This window comes from Allorhizobium sp. Av2 (assembly GCF_021462805.2).
Lineage (GTDB): Bacteria > Pseudomonadota > Alphaproteobacteria > Rhizobiales > Rhizobiaceae > Allorhizobium > Allorhizobium vitis_G.
Genome location: NZ_CP192698.1, coordinates 240,544 through 256,370, shown reverse-complemented (window position 1 = coordinate 256,370; position 15,827 = coordinate 240,544). Strand labels below are relative to the sequence as shown.

Sequence of the window (15,827 nt, the reverse complement as noted above, 5' to 3'; positions counted from 1 at the left end):
GTGTTGTCACGTTAAGTTTTCAGGCGAGGCATGCCGCAATTTTCCATTCGCCGAAAGCTTCGAGGCGATGATAGCCAATTGTTTGTGCGGCACGGCGGATGGAGGGAACCAAAAAGCAATTGCAGGTCGCTGAATGCATGGCGACGAACCGTTGCAACGCTCCTGGAGCTCGGTGGCCTTGCATGGTTCGTTCTCGTTTTCGAAACGGCAGATGGCTGTTTTCAGCCCGATTATTGAGACCCTTGTGGGACCAATGGTCAAGGCAGGGTGCCACCTGCGCCTTTGCTGCGCCATAGGAACGGAGCTTGTCGGTGATGATCCGTTTGGGAACAAAGCCATAGCGCTTCATCAACGCCACCAGCAGGCGCTTGGCCGCACTTTTATCACGCCGCTTCTGCAATATTTCTTCGAGAACGGTGCCATGCTGATCGACCCCGCGCCAGAGCCCGAACGTCTCTCCAACGCATTTCACAACGACCTCGTCTAGATACCAAATATTGCCAGGGCGCGCCTGCCGTCTCCGCAGGTTGCGGGCGATCGGGGGTCCGAACTTGGCGATCCAACGGCGGACCGTCTCATATGACACGTCAATACCGCGCTCGAGCAATACTTCCTCGACTAAACGCAGGCTCAGGTTTAACCGCAGATAAAGCCAGACCGAATGAGCAACGACCTGTGGCGGAAAACGGTGACGCCTGAAACTGATATCGGATGTCTCCATCGCCGAAATTTATGCGCAACACGTCGGGCAGACAACTCCCAGCCCGCTTAACGTGACAACACCAACTTGGCAATACCTCCGATACGTCTTCTAAGAAGGCCGCCGTGCCGTCGCAGGTGCAGGCTGCCACGCAAGCGGGTGGACACGCCAAAATCTCTACGATTAAAGAGCCTATTGGTCGTCGGCTTCAAATCGTTTCGTTGTTACTCAAAAATTCAGTAATTCAAGGCACCCACTCTTCTAAAAAACCTATGCCCCATTTATGATTTTTCCGACTATACAATATCAGACTTCACAATCATCCTGCCGAATGAATTATGAATTTTACCCCACCGTCGAGCAGTACATTCGGGTAAAATCTTACCGGGAGATTGTCCATGTCCTCCAAAAAATTATCAGAATATTTGTCTGATGAAAATTTGTACTATGTCCCTGAAATATTTGACTGCATGTCAACCAAAGCCGCCGAAATAAACGGCTTTAAAATGGTGATGATATCCAGCAGTGACTTCTCCTGTGCTTACACCGGCATTCCAGACCTCAAGCTTCTGACGGTTGACGAATATGCTGGCATGGCGGAACGCATTACCAATATGACGGATATGCCGCTGTTCATTGATGCCGATGAGGGGTTTGGGCGTCCGTTGCAGACATTTCAAGGATGTCGTCGGCTGGCTAAGGCGGGTGCGCAGGCGATTTTGATAACGGATCTTGCCGCCAATGGCAGGCCGGGATTGTTGCCGATTGAAGAGGCCGTCTACCGGTTCCGCGCCGCCAAGGACGGGCTTGCGGGTACGGATTGCTTGCTGTTGGCCCGCTGCGACCACAGCGTTGATAACGACTTTGACGAATTTGTAGAGCGCTGCAATCGTTACCTCGAAGTGGGCGCGGACATCATCTGCCCGCTGGAGCTTAATCGCTCGCAAAAATACGGCAGCAAGATTGCTGCGGCCAAGAAAGTGGCCGAACACGTCAAAGCCCCCTTCTGGTATCCAAACATGGAAAAGGAAAAGGCCGAAGACATCGCTAGCCTGCGGGAGTACGGCTATAAATTTGCCGGCGTCCATTATGCCTTTCGCGCAGCTATGCTGGCTATTCTGGACGCTGGTCGGCACGTATTTGAGAGCGGTACCAACGAGTATATCGCAACGGCGCATGATCACACGGGCTACAAGTTTCATTATTCGCCGATGAGTGCGTTTTTCAGGGGTGGCGAGTGGGTCAACCGCGAAAGCCAATATCTGTCGAACCCGGAAGAGGCTTTGGCGGTGCGCCTTGAAAAACACTTCACGGGTCCGACTGACAAGTTCTGACGACATGACAGTGCCTTCGGCTGAGTAAAGACCTCCTTCAGCGCCGTTACAGGGGTGTTCCCTTCAATGGAGCGGGATTGAAGGCCGCTTGCGCATGCCTGAATGCCTGCAAACAGGTGAGAAGCCATCCATTGAAGGTGGCAAGAAGGAGCATTTTTACCGTTCGATAAAAAGCCAAAATGCCGCAATCGCAATCAAAAAAATGGGGAACGAGATCGTCATGAAAACGGCTATCAAACGCAGAAACTTTATCAAAGCGGGTGCATCGCTGGCCGCATTCGGCCTGTTGGGTGATTTCGCAAACCAGGCAATGGCGAAAAGTGTCGAGGGGGGCACATTAAAAATCGGCACCAGCAATGAGCTGAATTACAACATGCTGTGCTTCGCAATGACGGGTGGGCCGTATGACTATGTCTATTCCTGGCCCATTTATGAATCGCTTTTCAAGCCAAATGCGAATGGCACCATTGATCCCTGGCTTGCGGAATCGGTGGAAAGTGATGCCAAAGCGCTCACCTACGCCATCCATATCCGGCGTGGCGTAACATTTTCCGATGGATCGGTCCTGAATGCCACTGTCGTGAAATGGAATCTCGATCACTACCTGAAAGTCGGAGCAAAGCGCGTCGCTTTGCTCGGCTCGATCACGTCGGTCGATGTCGTGGACGACTATACTGTGCGGTTGGTGCTCTCAAAATGGAGTTCCTTCATTCCCGCCGCACTGTCGCGTGAGTGTGGCTATATGTTTTCACAACAGCACTATGAAAAATACGGCGATGACTATTGCCAGCAGCACCCGGTTGGAACAGGCCCCTTCGTGTTGAAGGAATGGGTGCGCGATGTCAGCAAGTCATTCGTGCGCAATGAACACTATTGGGGTGGCAAGGTTCTTCTCGAAGCCGTTCAATATACGATTTACAATGACTCGCTGGTGGGGCAGGCGGCCCTGATGTCGGATGAAATCGACGTGATGATTGGTCTGGGCCTGAATGGTGTCAAAACGCTCGCGGCCAACGGCTTTGATGCCCCCATTGAGCCATTGCAAGACCATGCTTCTCTGCTGGTATTCAACTCCCTCAACACCAGCAATGACGATCCCATGGGCAATTTGCTGGTTCGCCAAGCCATCAGCCATGCCATCAACCGAAAATCGATCATAGAGGCGGCGTTTCTGGGCTATGCTGATGTTGCCAGCCAGTTTGGCATTGGCAGTCATTTCGTCAACAAGGACATTGTTGGTTACGATTACAATGTTGCCAAGGCGAAGGAACTGCTTGCCAAAGCAGGCTTCCCCCAAGGTTTTTCGACAAAAATCCAGGCCGCCGCCAGCGATACCAACAAGATCGTCCTGCAAATCATGCAGGCCGATCTGGCCAAGGTGGGCATACAAGCCAAGATCGAGTTACTGACGGGTGCCGCCTCCAACAAGGCTGAAACCGGCTGGGGAAGCGGCATGTGGTATCACACATCCAGCGTCTATGTGGATGTGGCCATGCAAATGTCCAGCATGTTTCCAAAGGGTCTCACCGGTGGTGTTCTTGGCCTGACCACCATGCTGCGCCCTGATGACGTGAGTGATGCGCTTGCACGGGCCGTATCATCCACCTCGGATGCGGAATCGGTCAAAGCGGTTGGTGAAGCCAACAAGATGATGATCGACACCTACGCACTCTACGTGCCGATTGCACAATATTCGACGATTTACGTTCTCAGCAAACGCGTGAAGGCATCGGGCATCGGCGCAACGTTTTTCTCCGTTGCCTCTCTCTCCAGCGCGTATCTCGACACGTGATTACTTATCTGTCGAAACGGCTGGCTATTGCTGGCTTCCTGATGCTGCTGGTATCCGCGCTGGTCTTTATGCTGATGCGCGGATTACCGGGAGATCCTGCGATGATTGCGCTTGGTGATTCCGCATCAGCAGATGCCATTGAGGCCTATCGCAACCGCATGGGGCTCAACGATCCCTTGATTGTGCAGTATGTTCATTGGATAACCGGCATCTTGCTGCGGTGGGATTTCGGCAAGTCAGTGCTGAACGAGCAGAATGTCTCGGTCATGATCAGCCAAAGGCTGCCCAATACGCTGACGATTGGCATTCCCTCGATCATTTTGGGGATCATTCTTGGCCTGCCAATCGGCATTTTGAGCGCAATCACCAGAGGCACATGGATCGACCAGAGCTTCACCCTGATTGTGAACGCTTTTCTGGGAACGCCGCGGTTTCTGGTGGCGATTTTTGGTGTGTTCATTCTCGCCTTCAAGCTGAGGCTTATTCCTCTTCAGGGCTACACACCGCCGTGGGTGGACTTTGCAGCCTATGCGCACAAGGCGATATGGCCTGTCTTTATCAACAGCATCTATATTTTCGCGGTTCTGGCGCGCTACACCCGCTCCAACCTGCTTGAGGTGATGACGCAGGACTATATCCGAACAGCGCGCGCCAACGGCCTGTCCGAAACGCGGGTTATTTTCCGCCATGCCCTGAAAAACGGTCTGATCCCGGTTGTGACAATCATCGGGTTGCAGATGCCACAAATCATTGCAGGCGCGGTGATTATCGAGTCCATCTTCAACATCCCCGGCGTGGGACAACTGGTGCTCAATGGCGTTTTAAACCGGGATTATCTGGTTGTGCAGGCGGCCGTGCTGGTCATTTCCATGGCGACGATTGCGTCCAACCTGATCGTGGACCTGACCTACGCCCTGATCGATCCGCGCATCAAAAGAATGTCATGGTGATGCCGATATGACCAAAACAAGTGCAACAGCAAACAAGCCTATCCAACGCAGTGCTGGCAGAATGCTGGCGGGCCGTCTTTTCGCCCGTGGTTTGATCGTTCAGGTCTGCTTTGCCATTCTTGTCCTGTTTGGGCTTTTGGCCCTGTTCGCCGATCTTGTCGCGCCGTATGACCCGAACGCGCAGGATCTGGTGGCAGCGCTGCACACGCCGTCCTCGGCCCATTGGCTGGGGCAAGACAGCCTAGGCCGTGATGTGTTGAGCCGCATCATCTATGGCGGCCGTATTTCCATGGCCGTCAGTGTCATGGCAGGCATTCTGGCAGCCATTGCAGGCATTGGTTTTGGCTTGTACGCGGGCTATGTGGGTGGCAAAACCAGCCGTTTTATCATGGGCTGTACCGATGTGCTGCTCAGTGTGCCCAATCTGGTTTTTTCCCTCATTCTTGTGGCCATTCTGGGCAGCGGGGTTTTGAGCGTTGTGCTTGCCATTGGCATCGGATTCATTCCCACCTACATCCGCATGGTCAACGGGTTGGTCTTATCGTTGCGCGAGCATGATTATATTCTGGCCGCGCGGCTGATAGGCCAAAAGCCGCATTCCATTCTTCTCAGGCATCTGTTGCCCAACAGTTTTCCGACCTTGATTGTGCTGTTTACCATCAATCTGGGCAATGGCGTGCTGACGGAATCGACCCTCAGCTACCTTGGTGTAGGCATAGGTCCGCCAACCGCTTCCTGGGGCAGCATGGTGTCGGATGTCTATCCCTATCTCATGGGTGCCCCATGGCTGGTCGTCAGCCCTGCACTTTGCATCATCCTGGTGATTATTGCCTTCAATGTGGTGGGTGACAGCCTGCGCGATGCGCTTGATCCTCGCTTAAAGGGGAAATTGTGATGACCCAGACCCCTCATTTGCTGGAGGTGAAAAACCTCAGAACATCCTTCTTCACCGAGGATGGTGAAGTGAAAGCCGTCAATGATGTTTCCTATCACCTTGACCAAGGGGAAGTGATTGCAATTGTTGGAGAAAGCGGCTGTGGAAAGTCTATAACCCAGCTTTCTGTGATCCAGCTTGTTCAGTCTCCTCCCGGCAGAATATTGGGTGGAGAGGTCATTTTCGACGGACAGTCCCTGCTGCAATACAAGCCGAAGTCCAAGGAAATGCGCGCCGTGCGCGGGGCGGGAATTGCCATGATTTTCCAGGAGCCCATGACATCCCTGAACCCTGTGCTCACCGTTGGCCAGCAGCTATCAGAGGTGATCATGGTTCATGCCCGTGTGAGCAAGAAACAAGCCTGGCAACGGGGAATCAAGGCGCTTGAAGCGGTGGGCATTCCCGATCCTGCGGCGCGCATGAAAAACTATCCTTTTGAGATGAGCGGCGGCATGCGGCAACGTGTCATGATCGCGACTGCCGTTGCCTGCAATTCCAAGGTGTTGATTGCGGATGAGCCGACAACGGCGCTGGACGTGACCACGCAAGCACAAGTGATGGAACTGTTGCTGGATCTGGTCGATAGCCACGGAAAATCGCTGATCATCATTACCCATAATCTCGGGTTGGTGTCGCGCTATGCCAAGCGGGTTTATGTGATGTATGCCGGAAAGATTGTTGAATCCGGCACAACCGAACAATTGCTTACCGCGCCGAAACATCCCTATACCCAAGGGCTTCTCAACTCGATGCCAAAACTGGAAGGCAACAAGAATGATGATCTTGTTCCCATTAAGGGCGCTCCACCGCACTTGAACGGCCTGCCGGATCAATGCGCGTTTTTGCCCAGATGCCCGGCCGCGCAAAGCCGATGTACTGACAGTCCTTTTCCGCCCCTGCGAACAGTCGGAGCGCAAGGCCATATTGCGGCTTGCCACCTTGCTGAAATGGATGCAGGCGCCCTGATTGCCGGAGTGCGGACATGAAAGAGCAAGTGATGCCGGATGATCCGCTGCTTGTCGTGGAAAACCTTCGAAAGTATTTTCCAATCCGCCAAGGCTTTACCCGTGAAAAAATCGGAGACATCAAGGCGGTTGATGATGTGTCGTTCAGCATCCACAAAGGGCAAACCTTTGGTCTTGTGGGAGAAAGTGGCTGCGGCAAGACCACGACGGGCAAAAGCGTGCTCGGCATCAACAATCCGGTCGAGGGAAAAATACTTTATAAAGGAAAGGATCTCGCGCGGTTGAGCGAGCGCGAATTCCGCCCCTATCGCCGTGAATTGCAGCTTATTTTCCAAGACCCGTACGGCTCACTCGACCCTCGGCAATCCGCCGCATCCATTCTTGAAGAAGCCATTCAATCCGGTGGCGCGGGCCTTGCGGCAGGAGGATTGCGCGCAAGGGTCCATGAACTTCTGGACATTGTTGAACTTGGAAACGCCATGGGGCGACGCTATCCGCATGAAATGAGTGGCGGTCAAAGACAGCGGCTAGGCATAGCCCGCGCGCTGGCCTGCAAGCCCGAATTGATTGTGTGCGACGAGCCGGTTTCGGCGCTTGATGTGTCCATTCAAGCGCAGATTATCAATCTTTTCAAATCCATCCAGAAAGAGCTTGGCATAACCTACCTGTTTGTCGCCCATGATTTGGCGGTGGTCAGGCATATCAGCCACCATATCGGGGTGATGTATCTGGGACGTCTGGTGGAAGTGACGGATGCCGAACAGCTCTATTCGGATGCCCGCCATCCCTATACCAAGGCGCTGTTATCGGCCATTCCGATTACCGATTATTATGCCGAGCAAAAGCGCGAACGGATTGTGCTTCGCGGCGAAGTGCCAAGCCCGATGAACAAGCCGTCCGGCTGTCCGTTTCATCCACGCTGTGCGCAGGCCACAGCCGAATGCAAGGAAATCGTCCCCGAGTTACGCAGCGTAGGCCAAAACCACACAGCAGCTTGCCATCATGTCTAGCAGAACTGCATAATCAACGTAAACGGTCTCAGACATGGCACACGGTGCCATCATGTGCACAGCAGAGGACAGATATCGTGCTTGATACGCTCACAATGCCGCCACCAGACAAGATACTCGCCTTGATGCCGATCTTTCGGCAGGATAGCCGCAGTCACAAGCTTGATCTCGGTGTTGGCGTCTATCGTGATGCATCGGGTATAACCCCTGTGCTGCGGGCTGTTCGAGAGGCTGAAGCACGGATTTTGCGAGACCAGACCACGAAGGCTTATATTGGTCCTGCGGGTGATGCGACCTATTGCGATCTCATGACAAAACTAGTCTTTGCAGATCACGCACCATTTGAGCGCATCCGTGCCATACAGACCCCGGGCGGGGCTGGCGCGCTGACGGTCATCTGTGGCCTGATTGCCAAGTCTGCGCCAGACGCAACCCTGCTGGTGCCCGATCCGACATGGGTCAATCACCTGTCAATCATCGAGGATCATGGTTTGGCGGTGAAACGCTGGCCCTATCTTGATCCCACCACGGGCGGTGTCGATTTCGAAGCATTGAAACAGGTCGTGCGCTCGGCTAAGGCGGGTGACGTGATTTTGCTGCATGGCTGCTGTCATAACCCCTCCGGCACCGATCTCAATCAGGCGCAATGGCGTGAGGTCGGCGCGCTGTTGGTTGATAAGGGCGTGGTGCCGTTTATTGATATTGCCTACCAGGGTTTCGGTGATGGCCTTGATGAGGATGCATTTGGCGTGCGATACCTCGCCACCGTCGTTCCCGAAATGCTGGTTGCCTCGTCATGCTCCAAGAATTTCGGGATTTACCGTGATCGCACCGGCGTGGCCTTTGTCATGGGCAAGACACCGAAGCAGGCTGAAATTGCCGCAGCCCAGATGGTTGTCAGGGCCCGTATTGCCTATTCCATGCCCCCCGATCATGGTTCCAGAATTGTCAGCACCATCCTCCAGGACGCGGATCTGTCCTCAGACTGGCGGGCAGAACTGGAAGATATGCGCAACAATATCATCAGCCTGCGTCAGGCGCTTGCCAAGGTGTTCCAGCTTCGAAGCCAGAGCAACCACTATGATTTCCTCATCGCCAACAAGGGTATGTTTTCTCAGCTGGGCGTGACACCGCAACAGGTCGAGCGATTGCGTAACGAGTTTGCAATTTACATGGTTGAGGACAGTCGCATCAACATTGCAGGGTTGCGCCACGAGCAGATCGACAGTTTTGTCGAGGCGGTTGTGTGCATCACACGCTGAAATGCATGGCGCATAGGCCCTCAATGTAGTTTCTTGCCAAACACATCCACCAACGTTTTCATCACGGCGCGCTCAGCGCCGGACAGCTCCCGATCAGCGGAAAAAATGATGGAGAGCGTGCCGGAGATTTCCTCCTGATTGATCTTCACCGCCACCAAACGCCCGGTTTCGAGGTCTTTTTGAACCGAAGAGGCCGGCAGAATCGTGCAGAGGCTGGCGCGGCGAACCATGGCGATGGCCAGTGCAAGAGAGCCGACTTCGATCTTGGAATGCGGCTCCAGATTACGTGCGTGGGTGGCGGCAGCAAAACTCTGGTGAATGCTGAGATGGCGCGCGCCCAGCACAAGCGGCAGTTCGCAAACTTCGGCCAGACTGATCTCACCGCGCCCGCCAAAACTAAATCGCGGATTGGCAACCACCGACAATGGCTCGCTGGGGCCAAGCAGCACGCGTGGAAACTGCGGCTGCACCACCCCGACAATAGCAAGATTCAGCTCACCAGAACGAACTTTGTCATGAAGGACCGTGTTTGATGCTTCCGTGATTTCCATTTTCAGCGAGGGATGCTGAATGCTGATGGTTGTCAGCGCTTCAGCAATCTTTTCGGTCAAGGCGCTATCGTGGCCGGAGCTGGGCAACATGCCAATCGAGACGCGGTGCTGGGTATGGGCTGCAATATCGCCGGATTGCCGCGACAGCCGATCCTGCCGCTTTTCTACCTCTGCCATCAGGGGCCAAAGATGAATGCCTGCATCGGTGGGTGTGGCACCCTCCTTGCTGCGCTCAAAGAGAGGTGTTCCCAGAACAGCTTCCATAGAATGAAGCTGTGCTGACACCGAAGACTGGGCGAGATTAGCCACCCGCGCTGCCGCTGAAATGCCGCCGCAGCGGTGGACAAGATTGAAATAATGCATCTGGCGCGCCGTCAGTTGCGGATCAAATACAACATTTTGCTCTTCGCCTTCCATATTTTCCCGCAGCAGCCCTATAAAACGTCGTGCTTTTGTCTCCAATGCGCCGCTTGTGCCGACACGCACCATAGACACCAGAGGCGGCACCAGAGATTCGCGATAAATGCGGCTGATTCCCAGCCGATTGGCCACCATGCTGGAGGGCAACAAAAACCGCATATGGGGAAAATCCGAGAGAAGACGCCCAAGTTCTGCCGGTCCGGCATCAACGAATTTCAGCCGCGCGGATAAACCATGCTGATCCGCATAATGGGCAACGACCTGCATCTGATGCGCGCTCATCCTGACAACGGCTAGAATATCCGCATCGGCTTTAATATCTGTCACCGGATCCGTGGCGCTGACGGCTATCCACGGGTCGCGATACAACAATTCAGTCCCAGGCTCTTCCCGGAAAGAGTGCTCACTATGGCAGCCGATCTCAATCGTGGCGCAATGTTCGGCTGGAATGTGATCCATCGATTCTCTGATGAAGCCACCGCTTGCTGCACTGGCTGTGTCGAGAAACTGGCAGGCTATAAAGGTCTCGGGGTGTTGTAGGCCCATTTGCTGAATGGCGCAGCTCACCGCCTTCGTCATTCTGCCGATGGAAAAATTCAGGTCTATCCGAACGGACAGCTTTTCCATCCGGTTTGCATGGATAGCCAGACTGCGTCTTGAAAATTCCTCCAGATGCAGAAGCACTGCCGCATTTCGATAAAGCCAGAAGGCTGATGGCAAAAGGGCGAGGTAGCGCCCTTTGCGCTCGAAAAGCTTCATATGCAGGCGATCTTCCAAGCCGTGTAAAGCAGCGCTCAAAACGGATGGAGCTATTCCAAGCGCGCGGGACGAATTGGAAATGCTGGGATTCTGGCACGCCAGAACGAATTTCGCGAGAGGCTTGAGTTCAATGCCGTAATGGTCCATTCGCCGAGCATAGGGTTACGCTGCGTGGCTCTCAAGTGACGTATCAACGATTTCCGAGAGAACGTTGGGCAAATTTCACATTGTTTCAATCCTAGCGGGAATACATGCCTATTCTGCTTGGGATGCCTTGTTGCTCTTGTCGCCAAACGTGCAATTCTATTTTTCCGATGGGCCAGTTAAAGTGAGTGCAGGTATACAACGTATGAACTCAACCCCATAGTTCACGGGCATTTCACTGTTCTCCGAAAGTGGTTCCCGTGGCACACAATGCTCGTCCAAACATCTGCCAGCCAGAAAACAAACCGTATGAAGGTGTGAGCGACCAATCATGCCGGGCCATGATGGCTGCGTTGCAAAAGCAGGGCGAGTTGCTCATTGTCGATGAAGAAATCGATCCTGTTTATGACCTTTCAGCCCTATTGTCGCTGACCCATGAGACGCATGCGGTGCGCATCAACAAGGTGAAGGGATCAGCGTTTCCGGCGTTCGGCAACCTTCTTTCAAGCCTTGATCGTATTGCTTTGGCGCTGAATGTTCCACGCGCATCGATCCAGTCTACCTTGCTGGCGTCGGTGCAAAAGCCGGTTGCGCCGGTAATAGTCGAGAATGCCCCGGTTCAGCAGCAATGTTTTGAAGAGGGCGTGCTGGCACATCTCCCGGTCCCTACGTTTTTCGACAAGGAAACCGGCCCCTATATCAGCGCGGGTATGATGATTGCCCGCGATCCTGAAACGGGCCTTGGCAATGCCTCTTACGCACGCCTGAAAATTCTGAGTCCGACTGAAGCGCTGATTGGTATTGCGCCGAACCATCATCTGGCCATCATGGCGCGCAAGGCTGCGGACAAGGGTGAAGCCTTGCCGTTTGCGGTTGTTCTGGGCGCGCATCCGGCCATCCAGCTGGCCGCCTGCCTCTATCTGGGCCTTGGTGACGACGAGATGCACTGCGCCGGCGCACTCTTGGGCGAGCCTGTGCGCATGGCCCGCTGCCGCAACAGTGATATTCTTGTGCCCGCCGAGGCCGAGATTGTGATTGAAGGGCATATCCATGCCAATACGCCGATTGTCGAGGGTCTGGTCTCGGAATATCACGGCATGTACGAGGATTATGGCAGCGGCGTGCTGGCAACGTTTGAGAGCATGTCAGCCCGCAAGGATGCAATGTTTCAGGTGATTTTGCCCGGTTATCATGCCGAGCACATCTATATTGCCGCCGTTCCCATCGCCGTCAGCCTCAAGGCTCAACTTGCCCGTGTGATCATGAATATTGGTGAAGTGGCGGTGACGGCGTCTGGCTGTGGCCGCACCAATGTTGTGGTGCAGATCGACAAGCCTCGGCCCGGGCAAGCCCGCCGCGCTATGGCCATCTGCTGGGGTGCCGTTTCCATTGTAAAATCGGTGACGATTGTGGATTGCGATGTTGATCCATGGGACATCAACGCTGTTGAACTGGCAAAATCGACGCGCATGCGGGTGGATCGGGATATTCTGATCATTCCGGGCATGCCTGCTGATCGTTCCGAGCCGCAGGAAGAGGCAGGCATGGTGGCCAAGATTGGCTATGATGCCACCTGCAAAGCCGGAGACCGCAAGGAAGGCTATGACAAGGCATTGCCGCCGCAAGCGTCTTATGAGCGCATGAGCCGTGTTATCGCGGCGATCAAGCCGGAGTATGTGGCTTGAAACGCCTGATCATCGCGATAACCGGAGCATCCGGTGCCTGCTATGGGGTTCGCGCTTTGGAGATGCTGCGCGACATCGATGGCATTGAGAGCCATTTGATTGTCTCGCCCGCAGGGCTGCGCACGGCGATTGAAGAAGAGGCGGTGGAGAGCGCTGACCAGATCCGTCAACTGGCGGATGTCGTTCACAGCCACAAGGATATTGGAGCCTCTATCGCATCGGGCTCGTTTCGGGCGCATGGCATGCTGGTGGCACCGTGCTCGATCAAGACCCTCAGCAGCATTGCCCATTGCTACAACGATGATCTGATTACCCGTGCCGCAGATGTCTGCCTCAAAGAAAGGCGGCGCGTTGTGTTGATGGTGCGCGAGACGCCCTTGCATGCCGGTCATATCGCACTGATGGATCAGGCGACACGCAATGGGGCAATCATTATGCCGCCGGTACCGGGCTTCTACACCCAGCCCAAAACACTGGCTGATCTTGTCAGCCAGACCGTTGGCCGGGCACTTGATCTGTTTGACATTGACCACCCGTCCGTTCGTCGCTGGAAGCAGGAGGGTGATACTTGATCCATTGAAACATTGGCCCCAACGCTTTTGGGGCAGATGTTTTTCGCCGTTCAAAAAACAAGGGGAACTGCGGTGGTTCGTATGAACTGCCGTAAAACGGAGAAAACCATGGCTAATGTATTGAAACATTGTGAAGACGTCGCATCAAAATCGGTGCGCTCTGTTGCTGTTACGCTGGCCTTGCTTGTGGCAAGTGCTGCAATTTACGGCTTCAACGCCCAATCAGCCGTCGCCGAAGAGCAACCCGTCAAGGGTGGCGAAATGACCATTATCAATGGTTCGGACATCAAGAGCTGGGACCCGGCCATTATTGGCGGCACCTATCCGGGCGGCCCTATGGATATGCTCGATGCCATCTATGGCTTTCTCGTCTATGTCGATGTGGATGGCAAGGTGCAGGGTGGCATGGCCAATAGCCTGACCAGCACGGATGCCAAAGTCTGGACGCTGACACTGCGCGATGGCGTGAAGTTTACCGATGGCGGCTCTTACGATGCCGAGGCGGTGAAATTCAACTGGGAACGTCAGGCCAGCCCCGACACCCTGTCTCCCTCGCAAGGCTTTGTTGCCTCCTGGATTGGCGGCGTGAAGATTGTTGATCCTTTGACCATTGAGATCACACTGCCCAAGCCGGATCGCAATTTTGGCTCTTCGCTGGCGCAGCTGGCTCCGTTTATCGCCTCGCCGCAAGCGCTGAAAGCCGCCAAGACCAAAACCGATATCAAGCCGGTTGGTGCCGGTGCCTTTGTGCTGGATAGCTGGAACCAAGGCGTTTCAATGACCATGAAGCGCAACCCGCAATATTGGGATCAGCCGCGCCCCTACCTCGACACGTTGAAATTTGCCATTATTCCTGAAACCAACAGCCGCATCGCCACCGTGGTACAGGGTGGCGCGACAATGATGGCGGGCTATCCCTATCAGTTCGGATCAAACGCCAAGGCCGCAGGCGTTACCACCCATGAAATCCCGATCCCGGGTCTTTATCGCGCCTACTTTAACCAGAAGAGCGGTTCTTTCACCGATCATCGGGCGCGGGAGGCTTTCTATGAGGCCATCAATCCATCAAAGCTGATGCAGGCCTATACGCAGGTCAGTGGTTACGACATTCCGACCAATTATTTCACCAAGTCGTCACCTTTCTATGATCCGACCTATAAGCTTCCAACCTACAATCCCAAACACGCTCAGGAATTGTTCGACCAGCTCGCCAAGGATGGAAAACCATTCAATATCAAGCTTGTGACTTATTCCAACTCGGACTTGAAGCGTCTTGCCTCTTACCTGCAACAGGCTTTGAGTGCTTATGAGAATGTAACGGTCACGCTTCAGCTGGTTGATCAGGCCATGCTCAGCCCGACCTGCAAGGGGCAAATGAATTTCGATTTCTGTGTCGATGGCGGCGTTCTGGTGGCCAATGGTGCGGAACCGATCATTTCCAACCTCCTGAGCTCAAACGGCAATGATAATTGGGGCAAATACAACAGCACGGACATGGATAAAGAGCTGGCAGAAGCCAACGCCACCATGGACGCGGCTGCGGTAAAGGCTGCCTATGCCAAGGTGCAAAAGCGGGTTGCCACAGACCTTCCGCTTTACATTTTCGGTGCTGAGACCCGCTTCCTGCTGCTGCGCGATACCACAGGCGGCATCGTGCCTTCCAACGGCGGCATTTTGCAAAAACAATATCTCTACGTCTGCAAAGACGCCTGCGCGTCAAACGCCTCAAAGTAACACACTCCCCTATCGGCGAACCGCACGTTCGGTTCGCCAATTTCCTCCTCAAGGTGTTGATCCATGTTTGATAAACGGCCCAGAACCACATTTCGCGAGCTCTTCTCCAAAGAGCAGGTTTTCACCCCCTGCGTTTGGGATTGCTATTCGGCCAAGGCGGCAGAAATGGCAGGGTTCAAGGCCATTCTGCTCAGTGGTGCATCGCTGGGTTTCAGCATGTCTGGTGTTCCCGACATGGGGCTGCACAATCAGGAAGAACTGATCTGGGCCACCGACCGTATCGCTGATTATTCACCCCTGCCGCTGATCATTGATGCCGATGATTGCTTTGGCGATGTCGCGCAGGCTTACCGGACATGCCGCAGGCTGGCAAAGGCCGGAGCCGCCGCCATTCTGCTGGAAGATACCCCCAATGAGCGCGGCTATGCCCGCTTTGGCCGCGCCATGGAAGCCGCGACGCTTGCGGGTAAGGTGGATGGCAATGTCGATCATCCCGTGGTGTCGCAAGAATTATGGTTGGCCAAGATCAAGGCAGCCCTTGATGCCTGCGCAGGCACCGAGTGTGTGGTGATTGCCCGCACCGAATCCAAGCTGGAAAAGGGTCTGGATGATGCGATTGAGCGCTGCGTGCGCGCTGAAGAACTCGGCGCTGAAATGACCTATGTGCATGGCCTGCGCACCTTGGAAGAATGCCAGAAAGTGGCCAAAGCTCTGCCCGGCTGGAAGATGTTTGGCGATGTGGCAACGGTCGGCGGCAAGGCCTTTGTCGAGCTGGAAGATATTGCCGCCCTCGGCTTCAACATGGTCACCATGCATTATCTCGAGAAGGGTTCGATGTACGGCATGATGGATTTTGGCCGTCGCGTTTTTGCTGATCGCAGCACCCGCTATTCCGACGAGCACACCATGGGCGGCTATTCCACGCAAGAGCAGCGCCAGATGCTGGAGCGCGACATCGGCTGGATGGACGCCGAGGAAGAGTGGAAGAAAATCTGACCGTTTGTTGAAACAGAGC

At 54.5% G+C, this 15,827-nt stretch carries 13 protein-coding genes; 11 read left to right on the top strand and 2 right to left on the bottom strand.

The window, feature by feature from the left end:
• Positions 1–19 precede the first annotated feature (19 nt).
• Positions 20–721, bottom strand: a complete 702-nt coding sequence (locus FS819_RS24860; RefSeq protein WP_156550177.1) for an IS6 family transposase — start codon at positions 719–721, stop codon at positions 20–22.
• 377 nt (positions 722–1,098) lie between these two features.
• On the opposite strand from FS819_RS24860, the gene FS819_RS24855 reads away from it, so the two are divergent.
• From FS819_RS24855 to FS819_RS24825, 7 genes are all read left to right on the top strand, one after another.
• Positions 1,099–2,034 carry an isocitrate lyase/PEP mutase family protein gene (locus tag FS819_RS24855; RefSeq protein WP_156550176.1) on the top strand — a complete coding sequence of 312 codons (936 nt, stop codon included), beginning with the start codon at positions 1,099–1,101 and terminating at the stop codon, positions 2,032–2,034.
• Positions 2,035–2,254: 220 nt separating this feature from the next.
• Positions 2,255–3,826, top strand: coding sequence for an ABC transporter substrate-binding protein (locus tag FS819_RS24850; RefSeq protein ID WP_234624803.1), 1,572 nt, complete (start codon positions 2,255–2,257; stop codon positions 3,824–3,826).
• Positions 3,823–4,776: an ABC transporter permease gene (locus tag FS819_RS24845; protein WP_234624804.1), complete on the top strand. Its 954-nt coding sequence runs from the start codon at positions 3,823–3,825 to the stop codon at positions 4,774–4,776. Before FS819_RS24850 ends, FS819_RS24845 begins: the two co-directional genes overlap by 4 nt.
• 7 nt (positions 4,777–4,783) lie before the next feature.
• Positions 4,784–5,671 (top strand): ABC transporter permease, encoded by an 888-nt coding sequence (locus FS819_RS24840; protein ID WP_156550175.1) that lies wholly within the window; start codon positions 4,784–4,786, stop codon positions 5,669–5,671.
• Positions 5,671–6,696 carry an ABC transporter ATP-binding protein gene (locus FS819_RS24835; protein ID WP_156550174.1) on the top strand — a complete coding sequence of 342 codons (1,026 nt, stop codon included), beginning with the start codon at positions 5,671–5,673 and terminating at the stop codon, positions 6,694–6,696. The genes FS819_RS24840 and FS819_RS24835 overlap by 1 nt, the downstream gene beginning before the upstream one ends.
• The gene (locus FS819_RS24830) at positions 6,693–7,685 is read left to right on the top strand and encodes an ABC transporter ATP-binding protein (protein WP_156550173.1); all 993 of its coding nucleotides are present in this window, start codon (positions 6,693–6,695) and stop codon (positions 7,683–7,685) included. The genes FS819_RS24835 and FS819_RS24830 overlap by 4 nt, the downstream gene beginning before the upstream one ends.
• A 77-nt stretch (positions 7,686–7,762) precedes the next feature.
• Positions 7,763–8,947, top strand: a complete 1,185-nt coding sequence (locus tag FS819_RS24825; RefSeq protein ID WP_234624805.1) for an amino acid aminotransferase — start codon at positions 7,763–7,765, stop codon at positions 8,945–8,947.
• A gap of 20 nt (positions 8,948–8,967) precedes the next feature.
• Here FS819_RS24825 and FS819_RS24820 read toward each other — a convergent pair whose 3' ends face one another.
• The gene (locus FS819_RS24820) at positions 8,968–10,824 is read right to left on the bottom strand and encodes a LysR family transcriptional regulator (RefSeq protein ID WP_156550172.1); all 1,857 of its coding nucleotides are present in this window, start codon (positions 10,822–10,824) and stop codon (positions 8,968–8,970) included.
• 314 nt (positions 10,825–11,138) lie between these two features.
• Between FS819_RS24820 and FS819_RS24815 the strand changes: the two genes are divergently transcribed.
• The 4 genes from FS819_RS24815 (at position 11,139) to FS819_RS24800 (ending at position 15,808) form a co-directional block, all read left to right on the top strand.
• The gene (locus tag FS819_RS24815) at positions 11,139–12,506 is read left to right on the top strand and encodes a UbiD family decarboxylase (protein WP_234624806.1); all 1,368 of its coding nucleotides are present in this window, start codon (positions 11,139–11,141) and stop codon (positions 12,504–12,506) included.
• On the top strand, positions 12,503–13,078 hold the full coding sequence (locus tag FS819_RS24810; RefSeq protein WP_156550171.1) for a UbiX family flavin prenyltransferase: 576 nt from the start codon (positions 12,503–12,505) through the stop codon (positions 13,076–13,078). Before FS819_RS24815 ends, FS819_RS24810 begins: the two co-directional genes overlap by 4 nt.
• 108 nt (positions 13,079–13,186) lie before the next feature.
• A complete protein-coding gene (locus FS819_RS24805) occupies positions 13,187–14,812 on the top strand; it encodes an ABC transporter substrate-binding protein (protein WP_156550170.1) in 1,626 nt (541 codons plus the stop codon).
• 63 nt (positions 14,813–14,875) lie between these two features.
• Positions 14,876–15,808 carry an isocitrate lyase/PEP mutase family protein gene (locus FS819_RS24800; protein WP_060720084.1) on the top strand — a complete coding sequence of 311 codons (933 nt, stop codon included), beginning with the start codon at positions 14,876–14,878 and terminating at the stop codon, positions 15,806–15,808.
• Positions 15,809–15,827 lie beyond the last annotated feature (19 nt).

Excerpts from the sequence above, each read along its gene's own strand:
- FS819_RS24855 (WP_156550176.1), top strand. The coding sequence starts at position 1,099 with ATGTCCTCCAAAAAATTATCAGAATATTTGTCTGATGAAAATTTGTAC.
- FS819_RS24850 (WP_234624803.1), top strand. The coding sequence starts at position 2,255 with ATGAAAACGGCTATCAAACGCAGAAACTTTATCAAAGCGGGTGCATCG.
- FS819_RS24840 (WP_156550175.1), top strand. The coding sequence starts at position 4,784 with ATGACCAAAACAAGTGCAACAGCAAACAAGCCTATCCAACGCAGTGCT.
- FS819_RS24805 (WP_156550170.1), top strand. The coding sequence starts at position 13,187 with ATGGCTAATGTATTGAAACATTGTGAAGACGTCGCATCAAAATCGGTG.
- FS819_RS24835 (WP_156550174.1), top strand. The coding sequence starts at position 5,671 with ATGACCCAGACCCCTCATTTGCTGGAGGTGAAAAACCTCAGAACATCC.
- FS819_RS24860 (WP_156550177.1), bottom strand. The coding sequence starts at position 721 with ATGGAGACATCCGATATCAGTTTCAGGCGTCACCGTTTTCCGCCACAG.
- FS819_RS24820 (WP_156550172.1), bottom strand. The coding sequence starts at position 10,824 with ATGGACCATTACGGCATTGAACTCAAGCCTCTCGCGAAATTCGTTCTG.
- FS819_RS24800 (WP_060720084.1), top strand. The coding sequence starts at position 14,876 with ATGTTTGATAAACGGCCCAGAACCACATTTCGCGAGCTCTTCTCCAAA.
- FS819_RS24830 (WP_156550173.1), top strand. The coding sequence starts at position 6,693 with ATGAAAGAGCAAGTGATGCCGGATGATCCGCTGCTTGTCGTGGAAAAC.